Origin of the sequence: Variovorax ginsengisoli, from assembly GCF_030811835.1 — a bacterium.
In the GTDB taxonomy this organism is placed as follows: domain Bacteria; phylum Pseudomonadota; class Gammaproteobacteria; order Burkholderiales; family Burkholderiaceae_C; genus Variovorax; species Variovorax ginsengisoli_C.
The window spans coordinates 280,048-306,009 of the sequence record NZ_JAUSRO010000002.1; the positions used below are offsets into that span (position 1 = coordinate 280,048).

Sequence of the window (25,962 nt, forward strand, 5' to 3'; positions counted from 1 at the left end):
TCTTTCGAGCAGTTGAGCGGGATGTCAGGGGATGTTCAATGCGGCAAAGGTGTCGGCGCGAGCGCGGCGCTGAGCTGAATACCGTAGCCGTTGAGCGTGGACGATGGCTTTCAGGTCAAAAAGCGCCCGCTCAAATAACTCGTTGATTATAACGAAGTCGAATTCGCTTGCGCGGGCCATTTCAGTGGCTGCGTTCTGCAGGCGCAGTTCGATGACCGAGGCACTGTCCTCCCCGCGCCGCTCCAGGCGCGAGCGCAGTTCTTCCCAGCTCGGCGGCAGGATGAAGATCAGCACGGCGTTGGCGAAGGTGTTGCGGATCTGCAGCGCGCCCTGGAAGTCGATTTCCAGAATCACGTCGGCGCCCTGCGCCACGCGTTCCTCGATCGCCTTCTTCGACGTGCCGTAGCGCTGCCCGTGCACATGCGCCCATTCGACAAAACCGTCGGCCGCCACCATGGCGTCGAATTCGGAGTGCGAGGCGAAGAAGTACTCGCGCCCGTGCTTTTCCTGGCCGCGCGGCGGCCGGGTGGTGTGCGACACCGACGGCTGCACCGCCGTGTCGAGTTCCATCAACGCCTTCACGAGGCTGGATTTGCCGGCACCGCTGGGCGCGGCGACCACGAAGATATTGCCTGGGTAGTCCATGCGCGTGCTCTTATTCGATGTTCTGGACCTGCTCGCGCATCTGTTCGATCAGCACCTTCATGTCCACGCCGATGCGTGTGAGTTCGAGTGCGGCCGACTTCGAGCCGAGCGTGTTGGCTTCGCGGTGCAGTTCCTGGATCAGGAAGTCCAGGCGCTTGCCGATCTCGCCGCCTTTTTTCACGAGGCGTTCGATTTCGTCGAGGTGCGAGGCGAGCCGCGTGAGCTCTTCGGCCACGTCGATGCGGATGGCGAAAGCGGTGGCTTCGGTCAGCGCGCGGTCCTGGGCGGCTTCGGGCAGCGTGCCGCCGGTCAGGCCCATGGCCTCCTGCCAGCGCTCCAGAAAGCGCGTGCGTTGCTGCTCGACGAGTTGCGGCACCAGCGGCCCGGCTTGCTTGGCAAGCTTGCCAAGCTGGGCCAGATGGTCCTTGAGCATCGTCGCCAACCGCGCGCCTTCGCGCTCGCGGGCGGCCATCAGGCCGTCGAGCGCCTTGCGGGTCACGTCGAGCAGGTCGGGGCCCCAGTCGCCGCGCGAGGCGGTGTCGCCGCCGGCCAGGCGCAGCACGTCGGCCACGCTGAGTTCACGCGCCCCCGGCAGCCAGGCCCGGATGCCGTCCTGCACACCGTTCAGGCGCTGCAGCAGGCGCGTGGAGGGCTCGGTGATGCCTGCCTGCGCCGTGTTCTCGATGGCCGCGCGCAGCTCGACCTTGCCGCGCTTGAGCTTGGCCGTGAGCAGCTCGCGCAGCGCCGGCTCATGCTGGCGCAACTCTTCGGGCAGCTTGAAGGTCAGGTCGAGGAAACGGCTGTTGACCGAGCGGATTTCGACGCCGAGCCGCCCGGTGAAAAGGGGCCGGACGTCGGTTTCGGGGGGGCTTCCAGAGGGGCCGTTCTGGCCGCTGGCATAGCCCGTCATGCTGTAAACTGGCATTGCGCCTCGCTGTGTTCGTGTTTGCACGCGCCGAGGTGACGGCACGGCGTTCGCTTGCCGACCCATCGCCTTCGGGCGAAACTCCCGGATTATGGCAAAGGTCCACGACGCTCCCTTGTCGATGGCCTCCGCCACCATCGCGGGCATCGCATTTCCTTCTCATTTCCCCACATCCATGACAGCCTTCGTTCGCAGCGGCAACCGCGCCGCAGACCAGATGCGCACCGTGCGCATCACCCGCGGTTTCACCATCCATGCCGAAGGCTCGGTGCTCATCGAATTCGGCCAGACCCGCGTGCTGTGCACCGCGTCGGTCGAAGAAAAGGTGCCGCCGCACAAAAAGGGCAGCGGCGAAGGCTGGGTGACCGCCGAGTACGGCATGCTGCCGCGCGCCACCCACACCCGCAGCAGCCGCGAAGCCGCCAAGGGCAAGCAGACCGGCCGCACCCAGGAAATCCAGCGGCTCATCGGGCGTTCAATGCGCGCGGTGTTCGACCTGGCCGCGCTGGGCGAGCGCACCATCCACCTCGACTGCGACGTGCTCCAGGCCGACGGCGGCACGCGCACCGCGGCCATCACCGGCGCCTTCGTGGCCGCGCAGGACGCCGTCAACACGCTGCTGGCGGCCGGCAAGATCGCCGCTTCGCCCATCCGTGGCCATGTGGCTGCGATCTCGGTGGGCATCGTGCAGGGCACGCCGCTGCTCGACCTCGAATACACCGAAGACTCCGCCTGCGACACCGACATGAACGTGGTCATGACCGGCGCCGGCCATTTCGTCGAAGTGCAGGGCACGGCCGAAGGCGCTGCGTTTTCACGCGCCGAAATGGACCAGTTGCTCGGCCTGGCCGAAAAGGGCATCGGCGAACTGATCGCAATGCAGGCACAGGCGCTCGCCGGCTGACGCCATGAAGCTGGTACTCGCATCGAACAACGCGGGCAAGCTGGCCGAGCTGCAGGTGCTGTTTGCGCCGCTGGGCGTCGAGCTGATGCGCCAGTCCGAACTGGGTGTCGGCGAAGCCGAAGAACCGTTTCGCACCTTCGTGGAGAACGCGCTGGCCAAGGCGCGCCACGCGGCTGCCGCCACCGGCCTGCCCGCCATCGCCGACGATGCCGGACTGTGCGTCGACGCCTTCGGCGGGCTGCCCGGCGTCGACACCGCCTACTACGCGACCCAGTTCGGCTACGACAAGGGCGATGCCAACAACGTGCGCGCACTGCTCGAACAGATGGCCGGCCTGGACAACCGGCGCGCCGCGTTGGTCAGCACGCTGGTCGCACTGCGCAGCGCCGACGATCCGGAGCCGCTCATCGCGGTGGGCCGCGCCGCTGGCGAGATCACGCGCGAGCCCATCGGCAGCTACGGCTTCGGCTTCGATCCGGTCATGTTCCTGCCGCAGTTCGGCAAGACCTTTGCCCAACTGCCGGCCGACGAGAAAAACGCGCACAGCCACCGTGGCCAGGCGGCCCGCGCCATGCTGGCGCTGATGCGCGAACGCTGGCTGTGAGCATCGTCGTTCCCATTGCAGTGGTCGATGAGGCGACGGTGGCCGAAGCCGGCGCGCCGCATGCCAACGACGTACTGCACCTGATGCGGCCCGGCCCGCTGCAACTCGCCGCGCTGCCGCCGCTGTCGCTGTACGTGCACCTGCCCTGGTGCCTGCGCAAGTGCCCGTACTGCGACTTCAATTCGCATGAGTGGCGGGCGGGCGGCGACGCGTTGCCCGAGCAGCGCTATCTCGATGCGCTGGTGGCCGACCTCGACGCGGCCCTGCCGCTGATCTGGGGCCGCACCGTGCACACCATCTTCATCGGCGGCGGCACGCCCAGCCTGTTCTCGCCCGCGGCCATCGACCGGTTGCTGAGCGACCTGCGCGCACGCCTGAAGCTGGCGCCCGACTGCGAGATCAGCCTGGAAGCCAACCCCGGCACCTTCGAGCGCGACCGCTTTCGTGCCTACCGCGCCGCTGGCGTCACGCGCCTGTCGGTGGGCGTGCAGAGCTTCAACGACGATCACCTGAAGGCGTTGGGCCGCGTGCACGATCGGGCACAGGCCATCGCCGCGGTGGAAGAGGCTGCCGGCGCCTTCGACACCTTCAACCTCGACCTGATGTATGCGCTGCCGGGCCAGACGCTCGCGCAACTCGATGAAGACCTCGACCAAGCGCTGGCCTTGGCGCCGCCGCATCTGTCGGTCTATCACCTGACCATCGAGCCCAACACCTACTTCGCCAAGTTCCCGCCAGTGGTGCCTGAGGACGACACCGCCTACGCGATGCTCGACCGGCTCACCGAACGCACCACCGCGCAGGGTTTCAGCCGCTATGAAGTGTCGGCCTATGCACGCGACGGCCACCGCTGCGCGCACAACCTGAACTACTGGCAGTTCGGCGACTACCTGGGCATCGGCGCGGGTGCATACAGCAAGCTGAGCTTTGCGCATCGCGTGGTGCGGCAGGTGCGGTTTCGCGAACCAGCGCGCTACATGGAGTGCGCGCTCGCCGGCACGGCGGTCGCCAAGAGCGAGGAGGTCGCCATTGCCGACCTGCCCTTCGAATTCATGCTCAACGCCCTGCGGCTGAAGGAAGGCTTTTCACTGGCCCAGTTCGGCGAACGCACCGGCCTGGCCACCACCGCGATCCAGCGTGGCCTCGACGAGGCCGAAGGCAAGGGCCTGCTCGCGCGCGACCTGCGCCACGTGTGGCCGACCGAGCGCGGGCTCGACTTCCTGAGCGACCTGCAGACCATCTTCCTGCCAGACACCTGAGCATCACCATGCAGCCAGCCGCACCGCCGGACCTCCCCCTGCCGTCGCCGCGGCGTGCGCGCGGCCGGCCCAACGCGGAGCAGGCCGCCGAACTGCGCGAGGCGCTCCTGAGCGCCGCGCTCCAGTCCTTTCTCGAACGCGGCTATGCCGCCACCAGCATCGAGGCGGTGGCGCGCGATGCAGGCGTGGCGAAGATCACCATCTACCGGCAGTACGAGAACAAGGAAGCGCTCTTCCACGAGGTGGTGCACCGCGCCGTGCAGAACGCGCGCGCCACCATGCAGGCCACGCTGGTGCGCGACAACGCCGACGTCCGCAGCGCGCTGCTCGACCTGGTCGAGCGCATGTACCTGTCGGCCACCGAGCCGGCAACGCTGGCCTTGCTGCGCCTGGTGATCGCCGAGGCGGTGCGTTTCCCCGAACTCGCCAAGTCGCTCTACGCCGAGAACCACTACGTGCTCGCCCCGGTGGTCGCCTACCTGGCCGAGGCGCACCGAAGCGGAAGACTGCACGTGCCGTCGCCCGAGCTGGCCGCCGTGCAACTCTCCACGCTCGCCTTCGGCGGCGTGCGCTTTTTCATCTCCAAGCCCTTGGCCGGCGGCGCCGAACGCCGCGCCTGGGCCGAAGACATCGTCGACCTGATGCTGCGGGGGTGGGCGCCGCTGGCCAACGGCACAGCTTTCGATAGGCCCGGCGTGGGGACGGGCGCGCAGAGCGTCTAAAATACGGCTCCTGGCCTCCAGCGCAAGCGGCCAGGCCACCAGGAGATTTGGGTGAGTGGTTTAAACCAGCAGTCTTGAAAACTGCCGACGGGAAACCGTCCGTGAGTTCGAATCTCACAGTCTCCGCCACTTGGCTTGTCCTTCAATACGCCTCGCGGCCTGACAGATCCTGCTCGCGCCGCGCAGCGCAGCGACCCGGCACCTGACAGTGGCCCTTTCATCCCACGATCATGGGAGGGCGCTCGCAAACCCTCGTTCAGTCACTCGACCCCGGCACCACACTTCGACCTCCACCCACCGAGGAGACACATGACGAAGAAGATGGCGGTGCTGATAGCAGCGATATGCATGAGTTGCGGGGCGCTCGCCCATTCCGGAGGTACCGACAAGAACGGTTGCCATCGTGACCACAAAAACGGCGGCACGCATTGCCATTGAGATGGGAGACGCGAAGCGCAATGGGCGCCGTTTCAGACTGACCGTGAACGCTAGAGGGGGCGTGCCAGCGATTTCTGAAACGCCTGAAGACGCATCGCTTTTTTGCGGTGTCATGCCTACCCCAGCAGAGGCCCGACCGACGGCATCAACAGGCAACCCACCACCTTCCCCAGCAAGTCATCCACATCCTTAGCCGCCACGGCGCCGGGAAGCGCGACGTCGCCGTGGAGCACGAACACCGGCGTGCCCCATTTCAGGCCCATCGCCATCTCCGACAGCGTGCCCATGTTGCCGCCGATGGCCACCAGGCAGACGCCGCTGCGCGCGACGATGCCGTTGCGAAGTTCGCCCATGCCCGTCGACACGGCGACGCTGAGCCATTCGTTGGCGTTGCGGTCGTCCTCTTCCGGCAGGATGCCGATGGCGATGCCGCCGGCCTCCGTCGCACCGCGCGCGGCAGCGGCCATCACGCCGCCCCGGCCACCGCAGATCACGGCCATGCCGGCGCCAGCGAGGTGATAGGCGACGGTGCGCGCCGCGTCGCACTCGCGTTCTCCGCCGTCGCCCGGCCCGATCACCGAGACCGGCCGCCGATGCCGATCGGCACGCTTCTGCTTTTCCGCCAGGCGCGCGAGCGCCTCAATGACCGGCGCCGACGGCACCGCGTTCACGCCTGCGTGTAACGACATCACCCACTCCCATCACGATCACACACACCACCATCAGCACCAGCGACAGCGCCGATGCCACCGGAAAATCCGACCCGCCGTCGCTGACCTGCGCGAGCAGCATCAGCGGCAGGATGTTCAGTTGCGTCCCGACCAGCGCCAGCGCCGTGCCATAGGTGCCCATCGCCAGAGCGGCCACGATGCAGCCGCTGGCCAGCACGGAAGGCGCGACCTCGGGCACCACGGTGTCCCAGAACGCCCGCGCACGCGAGGCGCCCAGCGTGCGGGCCGCCAGCGCCGGCCGCAGGTCCAGGTTGGCGAACACCGGGTACAACGACAGCGCCACACGCGGGATCAGGTAGTAGGCGTAGGCGAAGCCCAGGCCCGTCACGCTGTAGATCCAGCTGCCGATCACGGCCGGGTCGGCGCCCAGGCCCGCGAGCAGCTGGGTCACGAAGCCGGCGCGCCCGAAGGCGAGGATGAAGCCGTAGGCGATCACGAGGCCGGAGAAGGCCAGCGGCAGGCCCAGCAGCGTCATCATCCACTGGCGCCGGTGCGCAGGCTGCCGCGCGAGCTCGATCGCGATGCAGGTGCCCACGACGGCCGACACCGTGCCCGCCGCCAGCCCCAGCAGCAGCGTGTTGCGCAGCGCGCCAAGGAACAGTGGCTGGCCGAACAGCCGCCCGAAGGCGCTACCGCCGTCCGCGAAGGCCTCGGGCAGCAGGGCCGCCAGCGGCGCCGCGAAGAACAGCGCCATGAAGACCCAGGCGGGCCAGGCACCGAAACGCCGCATGGCCTACTTGCCCACCGTCGCCTGCGCCCAGAGCTGGTCGAGCTCGGCCTTGCGTTCCGACGCCTTCACCACGTCGAGCGGCCGGACCTGCGGCGCCGGCGGCATCTTGGCGGCGACGTCGGCCGACAGCGTGATGCCGGGCACGGACGGGCGCACGAAGCCCTGCGCGAACAGCGACTGGCCGGCCTCGCTCATGATGAAGTTGAGCCACAGCTTGCCGGCGTTCGGGTTCGGTCCGTTCTTCACCAGGCTGATGGCATAGGGCGCCGCGACGCTCGCCTCCTTGGGGATCACGACCTCGACCGCATCGCCCATGCCGTCGACGTGCTTGGCCTTGAGTCCGTCGTTCTCGTAGCTGATCCACACGGGGATCTCGCCCTTGAGGAACTTGGCGTACGGCGTGGTGCCTTCCACGCGCAGCACGTTGCCGGTCGCATGCAGTTTGCCCAGGTAGTCGGTGCCGGGCTTGACGTTGTCGACATCGCCGCCGTTGGCATAGGCCGCGGCGAAGGTCAGCACCTGGCCAATGCCGGTGGAGCGCGGGTCGAGGTACACCACCGAGCTCTTGAACTCCGGCTTGAGCAGGTCGGCCCAGCCGGTGGGCGTGTTCTTCACCAGCTTCTTGTTGACCAGGAAGGCGATGTTCAGCGTGTGGATGGTGAACCAGCGGCCCTCGGCCTCGCGGAACACCGGCGGCAGCTTGTCCAAGTTGACGGGCTTGAAAGGCGCGACCACGTCCTTCTTCACCGCGTCGACGGCGGAGGCGGCGAAGTAGTAGGCCGTGTCGGCCTGCGGGCGGCGGCGTGTCTTGTCCAGTGCGACCACGGTGGCGGCCGAGCCGATGTCGTTGTAGGTGAGCTCGATTTCGGGGTAGCGCTTCTTGAAGTCGCGGAACAGCGACTTCCAGTTGGCCCATTCGGGGCCGGTGTCGAAGGAGACGCACAGGCCTTCCTTCTGGGCTTCGGCATAGAGCGCCTTCTCCCCGGCGTAGAGCTCGGGGCCGTCGAAGGCGAAGGCGGTGCGTGCTGCGAGCGTGGCCAGCGGGAACGCGCCTGCGGCCTGGATCAGATGTCTGCGTTGCATGGAGAAACTCCTTGGGTGCGATGAGTGGGAAAAGGATCGATGCGGGGCCGGATCAGTCGTCCAGCAGCCGCACATGCGCGGGCGCGATGCCGATCGCCTCGCGCGCCGGCCAGGCCGATTCGGCAAGGAAGGGCGCGCCGGCGCCGGCGACCTCGAAGTCGTAGCGGGTGAGGGCGCCGAGGTAGCGCTGCGCACCGGTGCGTCCCGCGAGGCGGTTGACGCTGCCCACCGGCGGGTCGGCCTCGATGTGTTCGGGACGGATCAGCACGTGCACGGCAGTGCCGGGCGTGCGCGCGCCGGTCGGCGCGGCCAGCTCCGCGAAGCCGAGGTTCACGCGATCGCTGGCGGACACGGTGCCCGGCAGCAAGGTCGACAGGCCGACGAATTGCGCGACCGCACGGCTGGCCGGATGTTCGTAGAGATCGCGCGGGGTGGCGATCTGCAGCAGCCGCCCGTCCTGCATCACGGCCACGCGGTCGGCCATGGTGAGGGCTTCTTCCTGGTCGTGCGTGACCAGCAGCGTGGTGGCGTTGAAGCGCTGCTGGATCGCGCGGATCTGGTCGCGCAGGTGGCCGCGCACGCTGGCGTCGAGGGCGGACAGCGGCTCGTCGAGCAGCAGCGCACGCGGGTCGATGGCCAGCGCGCGGGCCAGGGCGACGCGCTGCTGCTGCCCGCCCGACAGTTGAGCGACGGCACGTCGCGCGTAGTCGCCGAGGCCCACCACGTCGAGCAGTTCCTGGGCGCGCCGATGTCGCTCGGCGGCCGGCACCTTGCGCAGCTTGAGGCCGTAGGCCACGTTGTCGAGCACATTAAGGTGCGGGAACAGCGCATAGCTTTGGAACACCATGCCGATGTGGCGCTGGTGCACCGGTGTGCGCGACAGGTCTTCGCCGTCGAGCGCGATGCGCCCGGTGTGGCCGGTCTCCAGCCCGGAGACCAGCTTGAGCAGGGTCGACTTGCCCGAGCCGCTCGGCCCGATGACCGCGACCAGTTCGCCGGTGCGCACGTCCAGCGAGAGGTCGTGCAGGCCCTGCGTGGTGCCGGGGTAGCTGTAGCTGACGTGATCGAGGACGAGGCTCATGAACGGGTCTTGACGAGGGAAGAGGACAGGAGCGCCGAGGCGCCCGCGAGCAGCAGCAGGATCACGGTGGCCGCGCAGGCGAAGCCTGTGGCGCCGTAGAAGGCCTGCAACAGCACCACCGGGTAGGTCCGGTTCTGGAAGCTGGTCAGCAGGTTCGACAGGCCGAACTCGCCGACCGACAGCGCCGCGACCATCACCAGCCCGCTGATCAGGCTCTGGCGCAGGCTGGGCAGCACGACGCTGGTGAACTGCTGCCAGTTCGACGCACCCAGCGTCGCGGCCGCCTGCTCCAGCCGCTCGAGCCCGAGGTGACGCAGGTCGGTCAGCAGCGTGTTCGTGAGGTAAGGCAGCGTGTAGATGGCATGCGCGGCGATCAGCAGCGGCATCGAGCCGAGCCAGGGCAGCAAGTCGCTGTTGAAGACGATGATGTAGCCGAAGCCCAGGGTGATGGTCGGCACAGCGATCGGCATGGCGCTCACGATGCGCGCGGTCAGGCTGCCGCCGCGGCGTGCGCCGTGGTACAGCGCATAGGCCAGCGGCATGGCCAGCAGGGTGTTGATGACGCAGGCGGCCAGCGCCACGACGAGGCTGTTGACGAAGGCCTTGCGGAACGATGGGTCCTGCCACAGTTCGACATACCAGCGGCCGGTCAGGCCGGTCGGCAGCAGGGTGTTGGTCCAGCTGTCGCCGGCGCTGCCCACCATCAGCAGGACGATCGGAAGCAACAGGTAAAGCCCGTAGACCAGGGCGACGCCGCGAATCAATGATGTCTCCGTTATCCCGTGAATGCCGGCATACTTTCCGGCTGCGCCAGTGTTGACCTTCTCGCCAACACCGACCATGCAAATTCTAGGAAGAGAGGCGCCTGAGATGGGTGAATATTGGATGACGTCTATTGAGCAATTGGAAAGTGTTTGTCATCGCACTTTCATGTGGACCTGCGTGGGCATCACGTGAAGCGCGACTGCCCGACCATTCAGGAACTGCTGGCCTTCGACGCCGTCGCGCGGCACGAGAGCATCACGCTGGCCGCCGGTGCGCTGTGCATCACCGTCAGTGCGGTCAGCAAGCAGATCGCGGGACTGGAAGCTTTTCTGGGTGGACGCGAACTGGTTCAGCGCAATGGGCGCGGTGTGCGGCTCACCCCGCAAGGCCGCGTCTACTGGCAGAAGATCGCCAGTGGCCTGCGTGCCATCGAGACCGCGACCTTCGAGGCCCGTTCGGGCAATGCCGGCGCCGGGCTGCTCACGCTGGCGAGCGTACCGACCTTCCTCACCAAATGGCTGATCCCGCGGCTGCCGGCCTTCAGCCAGAAGAGCCGGCAGGTCACGCTGAGCTTCAGCCGCCACCTGGAGCCCACCGACGGCATTCCCCCCGGGGTGGACGCCGCCATCCGCTACGGGACCGACGGCTGGCCCGGCGTGGTGTCCGAATACATCGCCGGTCGCGAATTCGTGCTGATCGCCGCACGCACACTCGTGGAAGACCGGCACCGCATCGTGCAGCCCCCTGATCTGATCGGCCACACGCTGCTGCATCATGAAGGCGCGCCCACGGCATGGCGCCAATGGGCATCGCAGCACGACATGGCCGAGAACCACACCCTGTCAGGGCCGCGTTTTGCGCAGTACGCCTCGCTGATTCAGGCGGCGGTCAACGGCCTGGGCGTCGGGCTGGTGCCACGCATCCTGGTCGAGGGCGAGCTGGCCGAGGGCGTGCTCGTCATGCCTTGCGGTGCTCCCGTCATGGTCGATCAGGGTCACTACCTGTGCTATCGGCCCGACCGGCTGACGATGCCCGGGTTCGATGCTTTCCGCACCTGGCTGCTGGAGCAAGGGGCGCAATCGCGCGGGACCGAGGTTCGCGGCTGAACCCCTTCAGGCTGGCCCCACGGGCGTATCCCCTGAGTGAATGCCGAGCGCCTCCAGGAAGCGCGACACCATGTTGTAAGCCGCGATGGTGGCCACGAGCTCCACTGTCGTTGCGTCGTCCAGGTGGCGTCGGACGGCATCCAGCTGTTCGCCTGGTACGTGGACATCGCGCGTCATCGTGTCGGTCAGCTGCAATGCCGCGCGCTGCAGATCGTCGAAAAGGCCGCTGTGGCGCCAATCGTCCAGCGCATCGATCTGTGCCTGCGTGATGCCTTCCTTGAGCGCAATCGGCGCGTGCTGGTCTGCCTCGTACTGCGCGCCATTGAGGACCGCGACGCGCATGATCACCAGCTCGCGAATCGCGCCGTCGAGACTGAACTTCTGGCGCACCGCCGTCAGCAGACCGAGCCAGCCTTCGGTCAGCGGCACGCTGTGCAGCAGCATCTGGTACAGATGGAGCACGGAGCCACGCTCCGCTGCGATGCGCTTGACGAGCGGTTGCACGGCGGGTGCGGAAATATCGGCGTAGGGAATCTGGGCCATTGGGGTTTCCTCGATCAAGCGCCGATGGTGCATCAATCCAGCCTGATGTTCGCCTGCTTGATCACCTTGCCCCACATCTGCCGGTCGGCGCTGATGAAGGCAGCGAACTCTGCCGGCGTGTTGCAGCGCAGTTCGCCGCCGTAGTCGCGCCACTTTTTCGCGAGCTCTTCGGACTGGCAGGCCTTCTGCATCGCGGCACTGAGCTTGTCGAGGATCGGTTTGGGCGTGCCGGCCGGCGCAAGAATGCCTTGCCAGGCGATGGGCGCGTAGTCGGGCAGCCCTGCCTCTGCGAAGGTGGGCACGTCTGGAAAGCTCGGGTGGCGCTTGCTGCCGGTAAGGGCCAGCAGCTTCAGTCGGCCGGCGCGGATACCCCCGGCGGCGGCAGGCAGGCCGTCGAACATCGCCTGCACTTGGCCGGCCATCAGGTCGGTGTAGGGGCTGGTGCTGTTGTACGGCACAAGGTTGGTCGCAACGCCCGCCGAACTGTTGAACCACACGGCCGACAGGTGGGAGTAGCTGCCGATGCCTGCCGTGGCGACCGTCACCGAATCGGGTTTGGCCTTGAGTGCCGCGATCAGGCTGCGCGCATCGTTCGCGGGCAGGGCAGGGTGGGCGATCAGGCCGGTGTTGAGCACGCCCAGCAGGCTGATCGGCGCGAAGTCCTTCTCTGCATTGAAGGGCAGCTTCGAGTACAGGTGCGGCACCACCGAGAGTGAACTCGTGGTCCCGATGTAGAGCGAGTAGCCGTCGGCCGGCGCCTTCGCGGCGACCTCGGTGCCGATGATGTTCGACGCGCCCGGCCGGTTCTCGACAAAGAAGCTCTGACCGAGGATCTTCGTCAGCTCCGCCGCGATCTCCCGCGCATTGGTATCGGGGCCGCTGCCCGGCGGGAACGGGGCAATGATCCGCACCGGTTTGCTGGGGTAGTTCTGCGCCACCCCGCTCAGCGGGATGAGGGCCGCGACGCCGCAGACGCCGATCGATATCCATTTCTTCAAGGTGCTCATGGTGTCTCCTGGTGATAAACGCTTGTTTTGTTCTGTCCTTATGTTAATGATTAAACAATGAAATTGTCAAAATAAGATAATCAAGATAATATTCAGCGCTGTTCGACGCCCGATCGAGGCGTGACTTCTCAAGGAGACAGCGGGATGGAAAAATCAAGTCGGACCGCCATGGGCGCGGGCGGACTCCAGTTCAGCCACATCGGGCTCTACGTGACGGACCTGTCGAAGGTCGCGCGCTTCTACAAGGAGGCGCTGCGCTTCACGCAGACCGACTTCGGCGACCTGGGAACGACGCAGCTTGTCTTCCTGAGCCGCGACCCGGCCGAGCACCACCAGATCGTGTTGGCCACGGGCCGCCCGGCGGACATGGCCTTCAACGTGGTCAACCAGATCTCGTTCCGCGTGCCCGACCTGCCGACCCTGCGCGACTTCCACGACCACCTGCTCGCGCATGGCGCGACCGACATGCATCCGGTGACGCACGGCAACGCGATCTCCATCTACTGCCGCGACCCGGAGGGCAACCGGCTCGAACTGTTCCTCGATACGCCGTGGTACTGCGACCAGCCCCTGCGCGAGCCGATCGACTTCAGCGAGAGCGACGAACAGATCATGGCGCGCGCAGAAGCCATCGCGACGCGCCTGCCCAAGTTCATGAAGCGCGAGGACTGGCAGGCCGAGGTCGCGCGGCGCATGGCGGAGGACCAGCGTGGCTGATCGCGTCCAAGACACCCTTGTCGATGTCGCGATCGTCGGCTTCGGCCCGACCGGTGCGATGCTGGCCAACCTGCTGGGGCAGGCCGGTCTTTCGGTGCTGGTGATCGAGAAGGAGGCTGGCATCTACCCGATGCCCCGCGCGATCCACTTCGATGGCGAGGTGATGCGCGTGTTCCAGAGCGTCGGCCTGCGGCAGGCGGTCGAGGCCGTGTCGCGCCCCGGCACGCAGGGCATGCACTTCGTCAATGCCGCTGGTGAGACACTGCTCATCCGTGGCGGCACCGCCGAACTCGGCCCGCATGGCTGCGCGAGCAACTACTACTTCCACCAGCCCGAGCTCGAAGCGGTCTTGCGCGAAGGCGTGCGCCGCTTTGCCAATGTCCGTGTGTTGCTGCGCCATGAGGCCATCGCCTTCGATGATGGGGGCGATGGCGTGGCGCTGGCTGTGCGCGATCTTGAGCACGGCGTCGATCGCACCGCCCGGGCGCGCTATGTCATCGGCTGCGATGGCGCGCGCTCGCCGGTGCGCGCTGCGATGGGCAGCACGATGCACGACCTCGGCCTGCGCCAGCCATGGCTGGTGTTCGACGCCGTGCTCGAACGTGAGGTCGATCTGCCTGCCTACACCGTGCAGTACTGCGACCCGGTCCGGCCCATGACCTACTGCAACGTGGTCGGTGCGCGCCGGCGCTGGGAGATCATGATCCTGCCGGGTGACGACAAGGCCGCACTGGTGCACCCGGACAACCTCTGGCGCATGGTCGCGCCCTGGATCACGCCGACCGATGCGCGCATGGAGCGCGCGGTGATCTACACCTTCCAGTCGGTCATCGCCGATGTCTGGCGCAAGGGCCGGCTGCTCCTGGCCGGCGATGCCTGCCACCAGACGCCGCCCTTCCTGGGCCAGGGCATGTGCGCAGGCATTCGCGATGCCGCCAACCTGGCATGGAAACTCGAAGCCGTGCTGCGCGGCAACGCACCCGATGCCTTGCTCGACACCTATGCGAGCGAACGGCTGCCGCACGTCCGCGCGTTCATCGAACTGGCGGTCCGGCTCGGCAACATCATCCAGACCACCGACCCGATCGAAGCCGCGGAACGTGACGCGCGCTTTCGTGCGGGCCAGCCGGAGATCTTCGAGTTTCCGGCACCCACGCTTGGGGAGGGCGCCCTCGACAGCGCACAAGGCGCACCCGTCGGCCGGCCGTTCCCTCAACCGCGGCTCGACGACGGCCGGCTGCTGGACGAACTGCTCGGCACGCGCAGTGCCGTCATTGGCCACCAAGGCATCCTCGCCTCGGTGGACAGTGCCACCGGCGCGCGCTGGCGCGATGCTGGCGCGGTCGTGATCGACCGGCCCGGCGCCGCGATCTCGCGTTGGCTCGAACTCAACGCCGCGCAGGCGGTGGTGCTGCGGCCGGACCGCTACATCGCCGGCGTAGCCAACACGGCCGCAGAGCTCGACCGCATCTCGCAGCACCTGCCCGTCTTGTCGTGACCCCTTTGTTCCTCCTCCCTTCCAACCCGAGTCATCCATGAAACTCATCTCCTATCGCTATCAGAACCAGAACAGCTATGGCGCACTTCAGGGCGACCGCGTCGTCGATCTGCGGGCCGTGTTTGGCGCGCGCGCGGCCGACCTGAAATCGCTCATTGCCGCCGACCTGCTCGGCGAGGCCGCGAAGGCGGCCGCCGCCACCACCGAAACGCTGGCGCTCACCGATGTGGCATTGCTGCCCGTCATCCCCAACCCTGGCAAGATCGTCTGTGTTGGCCTCAACTACGGCGACCACGTGCGCGAGACCGGCCGCGAAATCACCGAGAAGCCCACGCTGTTCCTGCGCGTGGCGGAGTCGCAGGTCGCGCATGGCGAGGACATCGTGCTGCCGCCCGAATCCAGCCGCCTCGACTACGAAGGCGAGATCGCCATCGTGATCAGCACCGGCGGGCGCCGCATCGCCGAAGCCGATGCATGGGGCCACATTGCCGGCTACGCCTGCTACAACGACGGCAGCATCCGCGACTGGCAGACCGCGACGCCGCAGTGGACGGCCGGCAAGAACTTCTGGCGCACCGGTGGTTTCGGCCCGTGGATGGTCACGCGCGACGAGATCGCGGACGACCGCGTGATGACGCTCGTGACCCGGCTCAACGGCCAGGAGATGCAGCGCACCACCACCGACAAGCTGATCCACAGCATCCCCCGGCAGATCGCGCACATCTCGGCGTTCATGCCGCTGGCACCGGGCGACGTGATCGTCACGGGCACGCCCGGCGGTGTCGGCGCCAAGCGCACACCACCGGTCTGGATGAAGGCCGGCGACGTGGTCGAGGTCGAGGTCGACGCCATCGGCATCCTGCGCAACGGCGTCCGCGCAGAGTGACGCGCGTCCGGCGCCCCTCCGGCACGTCCCGGAGCGGCTATCGTCGGAGCTCGCCGGCGCAGGTGCGCCGGCGCCTTTCAACGATCGGAGCGACGCAGCGTGACGGAAAAATCGGTCTCGAGCCTGGGGCGAATGCTGGATGTGCTGGACTTGTTCGACGACACGGTGCTGGCCCGGACCACCGACGACATCGCCGGTGCGCTGGACGTTTCCTTGCCGACGGCCTACCGCTACGTGCGATTGCTGGTGGAAGCCGGCCTGCTGCAGCGCGCTGAGAACTCGCACTACACGCTGGGGCCGCGCATCATCGTGCTCGACCACTACATCCGCAAGGCCGACCCGGTGCTGCGGGAGGGCATTCCGATCATGCGCGAGCTGGTGCAGGCGACCGGCTTCGACTGCGTGGCCTCGGGCCTCTTCGGTGACCAGGTGCTCGACACGCACCGCGAGACGGGCGGTGTTCCGACCATGCTGGCCTATGGCCGCGGACGGCCACGCCCTTTGTTCCAGGGCGCAGCGCCCAAGGTGATCCTGGCGCAGTTCACGCCGCCGCAGCTGCACAAACTGTTCGATGCGCGGCGCGACGAGCTCGTGCGCAACGGCCTGCCAGCAGAGTGGCCCGCGTTCCGGCGGTACTTCGCCGCGATCCGCAACGCAGGCTTTTACCTGTCGGTCGGCGAACTGGAGCCGCAGCTCGCCGCTGTTGCCGCGCCCATCCTCAAGGGCGAAGGCGGTACCTGGGGCGCGATTTCTGTCGTTCTGGACATCCAGCGCCTGTCGATCGTGGACACCCACAAGCTCGTCGGGCTTGTGACCGCAGCGGCCCAACGGCTGTCCGCGCGCCTCGCCTGAAGATCTTTGCCGAGTCCTTGCAGCCAACGGAAACGTGGTCGCGGAGGTTCATCGCCCATTGGACATTCGGTGGATGTGAAAGAATGAACTGCTCGCGCTGGGCGAGTGACGGGCAGAAGGGGCCGATGCTCCTGATGAACGGAGTGATTGAATGGTCTTTTTTCGGCGCCTGATTCTTCAAGATTTCGTCAAGACACATCCGCCTTCGCGGCAGTGTGTTCCCGCTTCCCGCGAGCTGATCCGCGCTTATGACGGCATTCTTCCCCCGAGCCTTCTCGACTTGTGGCGGCGAAAGGGGCTGGGGTTCTATGGTGACCAGCAGCTTGCGCTGATTGACCCCCGCCTGTGGCAACCCGTTCTCGACCGATGGATCATCTCGCCACCCGACGCCGTGCGACGCATCCCGATTGCGCTGACACCCTTGGGCGTGCTTCTTTACTATCGAAAGCTGACACCTGTGGATGAGGATGTCGCGTTCATCGATCCCGTGTCGAAGAAGACAGGTGAACTGGCCTGGAGCCTGGATGAATTCTTCAATCAGGTCCTTTGCAAACAGGAACTGCTTGAAGAGATCGTCTCGCCTGCATTGGCCCAGTCCGCTCGCCAGCAATGCGGCGCACTGGTGAACGGCGAGGTCTATGAAGTCGATGAAATGCTGTTGTCCATGCAAATGCTGCGCAGTGCGAAGGTGGATGCACTTGAGATGCACCGTCGCCTTCGCGAGGCCGTCGACCCACCTCCAGCGAAAGCGGCGGAGCCCACCACCGTCGCTGATGCGCTTCCGGTTGAATATCACCCCTTGTTCAAGGACATCACGAGAGGCCAGCATTGGGTCGGCCTGTATCTCTCGTCCTATATCGACTGGTACCGACTGCTGGCGCTGCAACCCGACGGTCGGTACCAGTTGCTCTTCTGGCGCATCCATCACAAGACGTTCGAGCGCATCGAGAAACGCCTCTACAGCGGGCGCTACGCGATGGCCCGCAGTTCCCATGGCGATGAAATCGTAGAGCTCGACATCGCCTTGCGCAAGGATTCGCTAGGGAGCGACGCCAATGACAACCGACTGGTCGTCATGCATTCGGGTGGAACGAATTTTCTGCTGCGAGCGGATGAGTTGGCCGGCCTTGCAGCCGCGATCGGCGGTCGCAATCTCATGGGGCGCAGCGAGTATTACTTCAGCCAGGTCGCGTTGGAAGACGAGTGGCCCGATGAGCCCAGCGATGGCCGGGCGGCGCCCGCGTTTGCGCATTTGCCATTGGAGCTTCAGGCGTTGATCGATGTCGCTCCGCTTCGAAGCCGCGGGGGAATTGATCAATGCGACTGAAGGCCCGGCCGGATGCGCAGTGAAGCCACATAGGCCGGATAGGCGACACAGCGCCTTCAGTCCCGCGGCACAGTGGTCGCGCGCAGTCCGCTTTTCATCGCTCGCTCGAACGCCGCGACCGGCTGCGGCCGTCCGAACATGTAGCCCTGGCATATCCGGCAGCCATGCTTTTCAAGGAAGCTGCGTTGCCCCTGGGTTTCGACGCCTTCGGCGACGATTTCCAGATCGAGGTTGCGCGCCATGCCGATGATGGTCTGGATGATCAGCTCGACCTTCGGATTCAGGCCGATGCTGTGCACGAAGAACTTGTCGACCTTGATCTGGTCGAGCGGCAACTGCGTCATGTACGACAGCGATGAATAGCCGGTGCCGAAGTCGTCCATCGAAAACCGGATGCCCAGCCCTGCGAGCGCATTCATCTTGACGATCGTGTCGGCAACCTTGTCCTGCAGCAGGCTTTCGGTGAGTTCGAGCTTGAGCTTGCTCGGGTTGGCGCCAGTGCGCACCAGCACCTTTTGCACCTGATCGACGAAGTCGTCCTTGCGAAACTGGCGCGCGCTCACGTTCACGGCCAGTGTGAGCCGGTGCAGGCTCGGATGCGGTGCCCAGAGCTGCAATTGCCTGCACGCGGCCTCCAGCACCCACAGGCCCATCGGGATGATGAGGCCTGTGTCCTCGGCGACGTCGATGAACTCCATTGGTTGCAGGAGGCCGCGCGTCGGGTGCTGCCACCGGATGAGCACCTCGGCCCCCACGACTTCGTCGTCGGCCGTGACCTGGCTCTGGTAGTGCAGCACGAACTGGTCGCTGGCAATGGCTGCATGCAGCTCGTTCTCCAGCGTGGCGCGTGCAGTGATGGTGGTCTGCATGCCTGCCTCGAAAAAGCGCAACGCGTTGCCGCCCGCCGTCTTGGCGTAGTACATGGCGATGTCCGCCTGCTTGAGCAGGTCTTCCATGGATCGGTGTTCGGCGTTGAACAGCGCCACGCCAATGCTGCAGGTGCTGTGGTGCTGCTGCGAGCCCAACTGGTAGGGCTGGTTCAGCGTCGCCAGGATGGCCGCGCCCATGGCCTCGGTCTGCGAGGTGGCGATCACGTTCTGCTCGCTCAGGTCTTCCAGCATCACGACGAATTCGTCGCCACCCAGGCGCGCTACGGTGTCGCCTTCGCGCACGCACTCCTTCAGGCGGCTGGCCACCTGCTTGAGCATCACATCGCCCATGTCGTGACCGAGGGCGTCGTTGAGTGTCTTGAAATTGTCCAAGTCCAGAAAGAGCAGTGCCCCCTGGCGCGAGCGCCGCGCGTTCAGCCCGATGGCCTGTTGCAGGCGGTCGAGCAGCAGGCGGCGGTTGGGCAGGCCGGTGAGGATGTCGTAGAACGCGAGATGCTCGATCTCGCGCGCTGCCAGCTTGCTCTCGGTGATGTTGCGCAGGATGACGATGAAGCGCGCATCGGAGCCGTCGCCCACCAGCTTGCGGGAGATCGATATTTCGAACCAGGCCTTGGCACGGTTGCCGCGCCGCTCGAACTGGCGGCCCCGCGAGTAGCCGCTTGCATAGGCTTCGCGCAGGGCTGCCATCACTTCAGCGGCGGCCTCCGGCGGCAGCAATTCGGGCAGGAGGCGGCCCACCGGATCTTCGACCTCGATGGCCGACAGCGGCACGCGCGGCGAATGGTAGCTGTGGCAGCGGCCGTCCAGGCCGACTTCCAGCAGCAGATCCGGCAGTGCATCGAACGTGGCCTGCAGTTGCGCCTTGCTCTCGATGATGGCGGCGGTGTGGCGGCGCTTCTCGGTAATGTCCTGGTAGACACAGACCGTGCCTCCGTCGGGTGTGCGGCTGCGCGTGGCTCGCAGCACCTGGCCCCCGGGCATGACGGTTTCCTGCTCGCTTTGCGCGCGCTCGAACTGCACCATGGTCGCTTCGAGCCATTCGTTGCGGCGATCCGGTCCGCCTTCGACCGACACGAACTTTGCCGTTTCCTCGACGATCCGGCGAAAGGGCGCCAGCGGCTTGGTATACGGAGCGGCCCATGGAAACAGATCGAGGAATCGCCGGTTCCATGTCAGCACGCGGTCCTGCGGGTCGAGCAGCACGAAGCCGTCGACCATGGATTCGAGCGCCTGGTCCAGCGTGGCCTTGGAACGGATCAGCGCGACGCGCGCCTGCCATTGCCGACGCAACTGGAGCTGGGTGAAGCGGGCCACCGACAGAATCATCAGCCAGAAGACCAGCGTCGTGCTGACGATCAGGTCGCGCTCGCGGCGCCAGTCGGCCAGCGCGGACGCCAGCGGGATGCTGGCAACGATGATCAGGTTGCGATGCAGCGTGGGCCGTGCCACGACGATGGCTGGTTGACCGCTCAGGCGCGCAGCCATGCGGGTGGGGCGGCCGTCGCTGGTTTGCTCGTGCAGCGGCGGCAGGATGCTGCGCCCCGAGAGATCATCACGCGGTGGCATGCTGGCCAGCAGGGGCCCACCGTCGCGTTCGAGCGTGACTTCAAGGCCCCTGATGCCGGCACCCTGCGTCATGATCGTGGCGAGCAGTGACAACTGCACCTCGCCCACGGCCACCACGCGGCTGCCATCTGCCAGCAATACGGCCCGCGCGAAGTACAGCACTTTCTGGGCGCTGGCATAGCTGGACACCGGCGCGCTGATCGCCAGGCTGGACACGGGCTGCGCCAGGATGTCGCTGACGAAAGTCGGCGGCAGCGACATCTGGATGTGTCGACCGCGGCGGTCCGACGATGCCAGTACCCCACCCGTCGAATCGACGAAGGCCACGTAGCGCACCAGCAGGTTCTGGCGCACCACGCCGTCCATCAGCATGTACACCTCGGGCTGGATGGCATCGCGTTCCACGCTGGTTGCGGTGGAATCGCGCAGCAGCTCACCGGCGCCGGCCAGCAGGATGTCAATGCTCAAGAGACTGCGGTTGAGCGCGGCCTCCGAACCGGCGACGAACCGCACTGCCTGGCTCTCGTTGTCTGCAATCGTCTTCTGATGGGTGTCCCAGACAATGGTGGCTGCCACTGCAGCCACAGTGATGACGAACAGCGCGGCGACGCCGTAGATGATCGCCGTGGCGCGGCGAGGAAGACGAGGTTTCACTGGACGGCCGGTGCCCGAAGTCCGATGACCGGGCCGACCGTGTCGTCCCAGACACGTGCGCAGATCGGTCCACAGCGCTGCACCCAGGCCGGGAGCACCCGGGTGGCGAAAATTTCCTTGCGCCGGGCCTCGTCCTGCAAGGTCGGGCTCACCGCGGTCATGGCGTTCTTGCGGGGCCTGCTGCATGCAGCCGCACCGGTATTGCAGGCCACGCCAGCGCCGGTCTCTCGCTCGGACTCGGCCCACACGGCCCGCTCCAGCTTGGGCAGTTCCTGGCGCAAAAGTGCGCGCAGGTCGGGGGGCAATGTGGTCCAGACCTCCCGGTTGGCCGCGAAGACGGCCAGCCCCCAGCTCAAGGGCATGGTGTAGAGATAGTGCGTGATCTCGTTGAGACCCAGCGAGTAACCGGACATGGTGCCGGTGATCGCACACTCGATGTTGCCGGAGTTCATGTTGGACATCAGCTCCGAGAACTCGGTGGTGACCGGCGTACCGTTCACCGCCATCACGAAATCGGCCTGCGTGGCGCTGGAAACGCGAATACGCCGTCCCGCCAGGTCCGCCAGACTGTGCAGCGGCTTGGCGCAGAAGATGGCCTGGGCCGGGTAGATGTAGATGGCCAGCAATTCTGCGCCGTAGCGCTCGCGCAGGTTCTGTTCCAGATACGGGCGAAATGCGGCAACCGTGCGGCGCAAAGTGGCGACATCAGGGTTGAGGCCTGCCATGTCGGGCGTGCCGAGTTCGGGGTATTGCACCGAAATCTGACTGAGCAGCGCGGTGCCGAAGGGAATGACACCCAGCCGCATGAGGTTGAGCATTTCCTGGCCCGGCACGCCAGCGCGGTCGAAAGGCACGATGCTCGCGCTGAACCGGCCATCGCTCAGGCGGGGAAGATCCTTGGTCCAGAATTGTTCTTCATGCTTGGTGTACTGGTTCACCCCTGCAAGACCGCCCACGATCCGCAAGCGCTGCATGGGGAGTGTCTGAGCGTTGCAGAGTGTTGCCACGAACAACAGAAGCGCAACGATGTAAGTCAAAGGAGTGCCTAATTCTGAATAATTTCGTTTCAGATTTTTACCATTAGTCCCGATCCCCGCGCGAGCCGCAGGCACCCAAATTTAGTGAATAAATGTAGAAACTGCGCAGACCTCGGGCAATGTGAAAAGCTTCGTTTTCAAAGTTGATCGGTAGGCACAAACCAGGAGAACAAAAGCAGCTGCAAACGGGTGAGCAAACTGGAGTCGGGCTCGTCGTCGAGCACCTGATTCTGGACGTCGCCGGTGCCCACCCATTGCACGCTCTGGCCATCGGGTTTCAGGCGCACGCGGTAGACGCCTTCCACGTGGTCCATTTGATAGGCATAGATCAGGGCGTGCGCGAGTTCGAAGCTGTCCACCCGCACGCCCAGTTCGGTGTTGATGAGGTCGGAGCGCGGGTCGAGGTTCATCGAGCCGAGCAGTACCTGGCGACGATCGATCAGCGCCAGCTTCGCGTGCAACCGGCCGCGCGCCTGGCGCAGCAGCCTTCGCATCTGGCCGCTGCGTTTGAGTTGCGTGGTGCTCATCTCCAGCAATTCGACGCCGGCCTGCAGCAACTCGACGCGATAGCGGTTGTAGTTGATGTTCACCAGCGGCTCGTCACTGTCGGCCAGGGAGTTGGTGACCACGCTCACGCGCACGCCCCGCTCGCGGGCGGTACGCAGGCGCGCAATGCCCGCCTCGCCGGGAATGAAATAAGGCGAGACGATGTTGACCTCCACGCGGGCCTCGGCGAGCTTTTCCTGCGTACGTTGCGCCAGCGACGCCGCTGCGTAAGCGCCGCGTCCGAAGGCTTTGTAGGGCGTGTCGGCCAAGGCCTCGGCAACGCCGCGGATCCACGGCAGATTGCCGCTGTCCATCTGCCGGCCCAGGGGCGGGTCGCCGAACATGTCGGTTTCGGGTGTCGGGTCGGGCAGCGGCGTGAGCTCCTCGGACGTGGCGTGCTCGAAGTCGTCTTGCAGGTCGTCGTTGCGACCCAAGCGGCTGGCCAGGCGGTCCAGCGGATAGACGACCTCGCTGTTCCAATAGATATCGAAGATCGATTCCAGCTCGGGAACCACCGGCCCGGCCATGAGCAGCTCGAAGTCGATGAAGTTCGCGCCTTCGCTGCGCAGGAAGTACTCGTCCGCCAGGTTGCGCCCGCCCGCGATGGCCATGGCGCCGTCGGCGACGAACAGCTTGTTGTGCATGCGGTGGTTCAGGCGCCGGAAGTCGGCGAAGAAGTCGATCCAGCGGGTCAGCGAGTGCTCGCGGCCGTTCACGAACGGATTGAAGAGTCGCACCTCGACATTCGGCTCACTCGACAGCGCGAGCAGCAGCGGTTCGATCGGGCCGGTGTAGAAATCGTCGAGCAGCAACCGCACGCGTACACCACGCCGGGCCGCATCGCGCAGTTCGCGCAAGACCAGGCGGCCGGTCTTGTCGTTGCCCAACAGGTAGGTCTGCAGGTCGATGGAGACCTGCGCGCGTCGAATCAGTTCCAGCCGTGCGTCGAGCGCGAAGCTCGCCTGCACGAGAGGGCGCACGCCCGAAAAACCGTCATGCGTCGTGTCCAGGCTGGCGGCCACGCGGCCAATCTCGTTGTCCAGCGACGGCGGGATCGAGCGTATGGGCTGGTCGACAACGCGCGGCGGAAGCCCTGCACAGGCGGCCAGCAGACATGCCAGCAACAGGGCGGCGCAGCGCAACATCAGCGCGTTCGAACGGCGCAACAGCATGAAAAGACACCAACGCGGGCTCAATGGGGGTGGAAACGCCGGCGCCATCGTAGCTGGACATTCCCTGTCTGCGGAAGAGTCTTTAACTTTCACCAATGTTGACAATTAGAATGCGAATCACTATCAATAAATGAGGTGAGAGCGCGCGTGAAAAATAGGTTCATTCCCCGGTCGGCGGCAGCATTGGCGGTGGGTTGCCTGGCCCTGCAAGGTCACAGTCAGGCCCAGGTGCCGGTGCCTTCGAGTCCTGCGACCACGTTGCGCGAGGTGCGCGTGGACGGCAACGCCGAGAACGAAACGGCCACGTCGCCCGTGGTCGGCTACCGCGCGAAGAACGCGCAGACGGCCACCAAGACCGACACGCCCTTGTCGGAAACGCCGCAGTCGGTGACGGTGGTCACGCGCGACCAGATCGTCGACCAGGGGGCGACCAACCTGCAGGATGCGCTGCTTTACGCGGCGGGGGTGCGTTCGGACGCCTATGGGCTCGATTCGCGCACAGACAGTGTCCTGATCCGTGGCAGCGAGCCGACGCTCTACCTCGACGGGCTGCAGATGTACTCGTCCGGCTACTACACCTCCACCGCGCGGCCCGATCTCTACACACTCGAGCGTCTTGAAGTGCTGCGCGGGCCAGCGGGCATGCTCTTCGGCGCGGGCACCGCGGCCGGAGTGATCAACATGGTCAGCAAGCGCCCTCAGCAGGAGACTTCGCGCGAAGTGGGTGTGCAATATGGCTCCTGGAGCCGCAAGCAGCTGCAGGCTGACTTGACGGGTCCGCTCACGGCCGATGGCGACTGGTCGTATCGGCTGGTGGCGTTGAAGCGTGACGCTGACACGCAGGTGGACCACGTGCCCGACGACCGCTCGCTGGTCATGCCCTCGCTCACCTGGCGGCCCAACGCCGCCACGTCGCTGACCTTGCAGGCCCTGTGGCAAAAGGACAAGACCGGCAGCACCTCCCAGTTTTTCCCGTGGGAAGGCACCATCCTGCCGAACGTCAACGGCCAACTCTCGACCAGCCGTTTCATTGGCGAACCCGGCGACGGCTACGACACGGAGCGCAAGACCTTCGGCTGGCTGTTCGAGCACAAGTTCAACGACCAATGGACGTTCCGTCAGAACCTGCGCCTGTCGCGTACCTTCAACGACTCGCACTACCACTACGCCGACTCCTTCAGCCAGCCCGGCGGCTGGGCGCTGGACCCGGACGGCCAGCGTCTGCTCGGCCGCTACTACAGCAAATCGTTGACCTGGACGCGCATGGCCGGCATCGACAACCATGTCGAAGGTCACTTCGACACCGGCGCAGTGCGCCACACCCTGCTGCTGGGCGCCGAATACTCGCACCAGCGGCAGGACAAGACGGAAGGCTACAGCTTCAGCACGATCGACGCCTATGCGCCGGTCTATGGTGTCAACGTCGACGACCCCGCGCTGAGCAGCCAGCCTCGCACCACGCAACGCAACGCGGGCGTCTATGTGCAGGACCAGATGAAGTTGAACGACTGGATCTTCGTGGCCGGCCTGCGCCGCGACCGCAGCACCACCGGCACTGTCGGCAGCGAATCAGAGACGACGAGTGCCACCTCCAAGCGCTTCGGCGTCATGTACCAGCTGCCATCGGGCTGGGCGCCCTACCTGAGCTATACAGAGTCCTTCACGCCGCAGACCGGCTACGACCTCAGTGGCAACCTGTTCAAGCCCTTGCGCGGCGAGCAGACAGAGGCGGGGGTCAAGTACCAGCCCCTCGGTTCGGCCACGAGTTTCACCGCCTCGGTGTTCTCGCTCAAGGAGAAGAACCGCACCGTCTCCGACACCACCAATCCGAACTATGGGCGCCAGGTTGATACGACGAAGAACGAAGGCCTGGAACTCGAGCTCAAGACGACGCTGGCGCGCGACCTGGACCTCATCGCCAACTACACGCGCATCAACGTCGACCACAAGCTGACCGACGAGCCGCGCAACCAGGCGTCGGTGTGGGGCAAGTACCGCTTCGCCGTCGCCGGCCTCACCGGTTTCTCGGCCGGCATGGGGGTACGCTACATGGGGGCCTACCGTGATGTGGAAGGGACGAGCACCGGACCGAACATGCCGTCCGTGGCACTGCTCGACCTGATGCTGGCCTACGAAACCGACCAGTGGCGCTACGCCCTCAACATCAACAACGCGACCGACAAGGTGTACTTCAGCACCTGCCTCGCGCGCGGCGACTGCTGGTACGGCGCGCGCCGCAACATCGTGGCCAGCGCGACCTACCGCTTCTGACGG

The 25,962-nt window shown here is 66.0% G+C and carries 24 protein-coding genes and 1 tRNA gene; 13 read left to right on the plus strand and 12 right to left on the minus strand.

The genetic code is table 11. The annotated features are described in order from the left end of the window. Positions 1 to 24: 24 nt before the first annotated feature. Both gmk and J2W36_RS03495 read right to left on the minus strand, forming a co-directional pair. A complete protein-coding gene (gmk, locus tag J2W36_RS03490) occupies positions 25 to 645 on the minus strand; it encodes a guanylate kinase (protein ID WP_307688274.1) in 621 nt (206 codons plus the stop codon). A 10-nt stretch (positions 646 to 655) separates the two neighbouring features. Continuing rightward, entirely contained in the window at positions 656 to 1,570 is a 915-nt protein-coding gene (locus tag J2W36_RS03495) for a YicC/YloC family endoribonuclease (RefSeq protein WP_307688275.1), read from the minus strand. Positions 1,571 to 1,745: 175 nt separating this feature from the next. Between J2W36_RS03495 and rph the strand changes: the two genes are divergently transcribed. From rph to J2W36_RS03525, 6 genes are all read left to right on the plus strand, one after another. Then, positions 1,746 to 2,474 carry a ribonuclease PH gene (rph, locus tag J2W36_RS03500; RefSeq protein WP_307688276.1) on the plus strand — a complete coding sequence of 243 codons (729 nt, stop codon included), beginning with the start codon at positions 1,746 to 1,748 and terminating at the stop codon, positions 2,472 to 2,474. Between the two features lie 4 nt (positions 2,475 to 2,478). Beyond that, entirely contained in the window at positions 2,479 to 3,078 is a 600-nt protein-coding gene (gene rdgB / locus J2W36_RS03505; RefSeq protein ID WP_307688277.1) for an RdgB/HAM1 family non-canonical purine NTP pyrophosphatase, read from the plus strand. Positions 3,079 to 3,161: 83 nt separating this feature from the next. Then, the gene (hemW, locus tag J2W36_RS03510; protein WP_307688433.1) at positions 3,162 to 4,337 is read left to right on the plus strand and encodes a radical SAM family heme chaperone HemW; all 1,176 of its coding nucleotides are present in this window, start codon (positions 3,162 to 3,164) and stop codon (positions 4,335 to 4,337) included. An 8-nt stretch (positions 4,338 to 4,345) separates the two neighbouring features. Beyond that, a complete protein-coding gene (locus J2W36_RS03515) occupies positions 4,346 to 5,059 on the plus strand; it encodes a TetR/AcrR family transcriptional regulator (RefSeq protein ID WP_307688278.1) in 714 nt (237 codons plus the stop codon). A 41-nt stretch (positions 5,060 to 5,100) separates the two neighbouring features. Further along, positions 5,101 to 5,188, plus strand: a tRNA-Ser gene (locus J2W36_RS03520). A 180-nt stretch (positions 5,189 to 5,368) separates the two neighbouring features. Next, entirely contained in the window at positions 5,369 to 5,497 is a 129-nt protein-coding gene (locus J2W36_RS03525) for a YHYH domain-containing protein (RefSeq protein ID WP_307688279.1), read from the plus strand. Positions 5,498 to 5,613: 116 nt separating this feature from the next. On the opposite strand, the gene J2W36_RS03530 is transcribed toward J2W36_RS03525, so the two are convergent. From J2W36_RS03530 to J2W36_RS03550, 5 genes are read right to left on the minus strand one after another with little or no spacing between them, the layout of a single operon-like run. Next, positions 5,614 to 6,186, minus strand: coding sequence for a TIGR00725 family protein (locus J2W36_RS03530; protein WP_307688280.1), 573 nt, complete (start codon positions 6,184 to 6,186; stop codon positions 5,614 to 5,616). After that, the gene (locus tag J2W36_RS03535) at positions 6,137 to 6,958 is read right to left on the minus strand and encodes an ABC transporter permease (RefSeq protein ID WP_307688281.1); all 822 of its coding nucleotides are present in this window, start codon (positions 6,956 to 6,958) and stop codon (positions 6,137 to 6,139) included. The genes J2W36_RS03530 and J2W36_RS03535 overlap by 50 nt, the downstream gene beginning before the upstream one ends. Positions 6,959 to 6,961: 3 nt before the next feature. Continuing rightward, complete coding sequence (locus J2W36_RS03540) at positions 6,962 to 8,041, minus strand: extracellular solute-binding protein (RefSeq protein WP_307688282.1); 1,080 nt, start codon at positions 8,039 to 8,041, stop codon at positions 6,962 to 6,964. A gap of 52 nt (positions 8,042 to 8,093) precedes the next feature. Further along, a complete protein-coding gene (locus tag J2W36_RS03545) occupies positions 8,094 to 9,122 on the minus strand; it encodes an ABC transporter ATP-binding protein (RefSeq protein WP_307688283.1) in 1,029 nt (342 codons plus the stop codon). Next, positions 9,119 to 9,826, minus strand: coding sequence for an ABC transporter permease (locus J2W36_RS03550; protein WP_370869252.1), 708 nt, complete (start codon positions 9,824 to 9,826; stop codon positions 9,119 to 9,121). Before J2W36_RS03550 ends, J2W36_RS03545 begins: the two co-directional genes overlap by 4 nt. Before the next feature lie 249 nt (positions 9,827 to 10,075). On the opposite strand from J2W36_RS03550, the gene J2W36_RS03555 reads away from it, so the two are divergent. Beyond that, positions 10,076 to 10,993: a LysR substrate-binding domain-containing protein gene (locus J2W36_RS03555; protein WP_307688434.1), complete on the plus strand. Its 918-nt coding sequence runs from the start codon at positions 10,076 to 10,078 to the stop codon at positions 10,991 to 10,993. Positions 10,994 to 10,999: 6 nt separating this feature from the next. On the opposite strand, the gene J2W36_RS03560 is transcribed toward J2W36_RS03555, so the two are convergent. Together J2W36_RS03560 and J2W36_RS03565 are read right to left on the minus strand one after the other, a co-directional pair. Continuing rightward, on the minus strand, positions 11,000 to 11,536 hold the full coding sequence (locus J2W36_RS03560) for a carboxymuconolactone decarboxylase family protein (RefSeq protein ID WP_307688285.1): 537 nt from the start codon (positions 11,534 to 11,536) through the stop codon (positions 11,000 to 11,002). A gap of 32 nt (positions 11,537 to 11,568) precedes the next feature. Next, positions 11,569 to 12,543, minus strand: a complete 975-nt coding sequence (locus tag J2W36_RS03565) for a Bug family tripartite tricarboxylate transporter substrate binding protein (protein WP_307688286.1) — start codon at positions 12,541 to 12,543, stop codon at positions 11,569 to 11,571. Positions 12,544 to 12,687: 144 nt separating this feature from the next. Between J2W36_RS03565 and J2W36_RS03570 the strand changes: the two genes are divergently transcribed. The 5 genes from J2W36_RS03570 (at position 12,688) to J2W36_RS03590 (ending at position 17,823) form a co-directional block, all read left to right on the plus strand. Further along, the gene (locus J2W36_RS03570) at positions 12,688 to 13,260 is read left to right on the plus strand and encodes a VOC family protein (protein WP_307688287.1); all 573 of its coding nucleotides are present in this window, start codon (positions 12,688 to 12,690) and stop codon (positions 13,258 to 13,260) included. After that, complete coding sequence (gene mhpA / locus J2W36_RS03575) at positions 13,253 to 14,758, plus strand: bifunctional 3-(3-hydroxy-phenyl)propionate/3-hydroxycinnamic acid hydroxylase MhpA (protein ID WP_307688288.1); 1,506 nt, start codon at positions 13,253 to 13,255, stop codon at positions 14,756 to 14,758. The genes J2W36_RS03570 and mhpA overlap by 8 nt, the downstream gene beginning before the upstream one ends. 37 nt (positions 14,759 to 14,795) lie before the next feature. Continuing rightward, on the plus strand, positions 14,796 to 15,644 hold the full coding sequence (locus J2W36_RS03580; RefSeq protein ID WP_307688289.1) for a fumarylacetoacetate hydrolase family protein: 849 nt from the start codon (positions 14,796 to 14,798) through the stop codon (positions 15,642 to 15,644). Positions 15,645 to 15,743: 99 nt separating this feature from the next. Next, positions 15,744 to 16,496: an IclR family transcriptional regulator gene (locus J2W36_RS03585; RefSeq protein ID WP_307688290.1), complete on the plus strand. Its 753-nt coding sequence runs from the start codon at positions 15,744 to 15,746 to the stop codon at positions 16,494 to 16,496. 151 nt (positions 16,497 to 16,647) lie between these two features. Further along, positions 16,648 to 17,823, plus strand: coding sequence for a GAD-like domain-containing protein (locus tag J2W36_RS03590; RefSeq protein ID WP_307688291.1), 1,176 nt, complete (start codon positions 16,648 to 16,650; stop codon positions 17,821 to 17,823). A gap of 56 nt (positions 17,824 to 17,879) precedes the next feature. On the opposite strand, the gene J2W36_RS03595 is transcribed toward J2W36_RS03590, so the two are convergent. The 3 genes from J2W36_RS03595 to J2W36_RS03605 all read right to left on the minus strand — a co-directional run bounded on the left by J2W36_RS03595 (position 17,880) and on the right by J2W36_RS03605 (position 23,688). Continuing rightward, positions 17,880 to 20,933, minus strand: a complete 3,054-nt coding sequence (locus J2W36_RS03595) for a bifunctional diguanylate cyclase/phosphodiesterase (protein ID WP_307688292.1) — start codon at positions 20,931 to 20,933, stop codon at positions 17,880 to 17,882. Beyond that, positions 20,930 to 21,907, minus strand: coding sequence for a TRAP transporter substrate-binding protein (locus tag J2W36_RS03600; RefSeq protein ID WP_307688294.1), 978 nt, complete (start codon positions 21,905 to 21,907; stop codon positions 20,930 to 20,932). Before J2W36_RS03600 ends, J2W36_RS03595 begins: the two co-directional genes overlap by 4 nt. 200 nt (positions 21,908 to 22,107) lie before the next feature. Then, entirely contained in the window at positions 22,108 to 23,688 is a 1,581-nt protein-coding gene (locus tag J2W36_RS03605; RefSeq protein ID WP_307688295.1) for a phospholipase D family protein, read from the minus strand. Positions 23,689 to 23,835: 147 nt separating this feature from the next. On the opposite strand from J2W36_RS03605, the gene J2W36_RS03610 reads away from it, so the two are divergent. Then, positions 23,836 to 25,959, plus strand: coding sequence for a TonB-dependent siderophore receptor (locus J2W36_RS03610; RefSeq protein ID WP_307688296.1), 2,124 nt, complete (start codon positions 23,836 to 23,838; stop codon positions 25,957 to 25,959). Positions 25,960 to 25,962 lie beyond the last annotated feature (3 nt).

What these genes read in the sequence shown, in the direction of transcription:
- J2W36_RS03545 (WP_307688283.1), bottom strand. Translation starts at nt 9,122, where the DNA reads ATGAGCCTCGTCCTCGATCACGTCAGCTACAGCTACCCCGGCACCACG.
- rdgB (WP_307688277.1), top strand. Translation starts at nt 2,479, where the DNA reads ATGAAGCTGGTACTCGCATCGAACAACGCGGGCAAGCTGGCCGAGCTG.
- J2W36_RS03605 (WP_307688295.1), bottom strand. Translation starts at nt 23,688, where the DNA reads ATGCTGTTGCGCCGTTCGAACGCGCTGATGTTGCGCTGCGCCGCCCTG.
- J2W36_RS03570 (WP_307688287.1), top strand. Translation starts at nt 12,688, where the DNA reads ATGGAAAAATCAAGTCGGACCGCCATGGGCGCGGGCGGACTCCAGTTC.
- J2W36_RS03540 (WP_307688282.1), bottom strand. Translation starts at nt 8,041, where the DNA reads ATGCAACGCAGACATCTGATCCAGGCCGCAGGCGCGTTCCCGCTGGCC.
- J2W36_RS03565 (WP_307688286.1), bottom strand. Translation starts at nt 12,543, where the DNA reads ATGAGCACCTTGAAGAAATGGATATCGATCGGCGTCTGCGGCGTCGCG.
- J2W36_RS03580 (WP_307688289.1), top strand. Translation starts at nt 14,796, where the DNA reads ATGAAACTCATCTCCTATCGCTATCAGAACCAGAACAGCTATGGCGCA.
- rph (WP_307688276.1), top strand. Translation starts at nt 1,746, where the DNA reads ATGACAGCCTTCGTTCGCAGCGGCAACCGCGCCGCAGACCAGATGCGC.
- J2W36_RS03525 (WP_307688279.1), top strand. Translation starts at nt 5,369, where the DNA reads ATGACGAAGAAGATGGCGGTGCTGATAGCAGCGATATGCATGAGTTGC.
- J2W36_RS03600 (WP_307688294.1), bottom strand. Translation starts at nt 21,907, where the DNA reads ATGCAGCGCTTGCGGATCGTGGGCGGTCTTGCAGGGGTGAACCAGTAC.
- J2W36_RS03530 (WP_307688280.1), bottom strand. Translation starts at nt 6,186, where the DNA reads ATGTCGTTACACGCAGGCGTGAACGCGGTGCCGTCGGCGCCGGTCATT.
- J2W36_RS03560 (WP_307688285.1), bottom strand. Translation starts at nt 11,536, where the DNA reads ATGGCCCAGATTCCCTACGCCGATATTTCCGCACCCGCCGTGCAACCG.
- J2W36_RS03535 (WP_307688281.1), bottom strand. Translation starts at nt 6,958, where the DNA reads ATGCGGCGTTTCGGTGCCTGGCCCGCCTGGGTCTTCATGGCGCTGTTC.
- hemW (WP_307688433.1), top strand. Translation starts at nt 3,162, where the DNA reads ATGCGGCCCGGCCCGCTGCAACTCGCCGCGCTGCCGCCGCTGTCGCTG.
- J2W36_RS03515 (WP_307688278.1), top strand. Translation starts at nt 4,346, where the DNA reads ATGCAGCCAGCCGCACCGCCGGACCTCCCCCTGCCGTCGCCGCGGCGT.
- J2W36_RS03550 (WP_370869252.1), bottom strand. Translation starts at nt 9,826, where the DNA reads ATGGTGGGCAGCGCCGGCGACAGCTGGACCAACACCCTGCTGCCGACC.
- J2W36_RS03590 (WP_307688291.1), top strand. Translation starts at nt 16,648, where the DNA reads ATGGTCTTTTTTCGGCGCCTGATTCTTCAAGATTTCGTCAAGACACAT.
- gmk (WP_307688274.1), bottom strand. Translation starts at nt 645, where the DNA reads ATGGACTACCCAGGCAATATCTTCGTGGTCGCCGCGCCCAGCGGTGCC.
- J2W36_RS03495 (WP_307688275.1), bottom strand. Translation starts at nt 1,570, where the DNA reads ATGCCAGTTTACAGCATGACGGGCTATGCCAGCGGCCAGAACGGCCCC.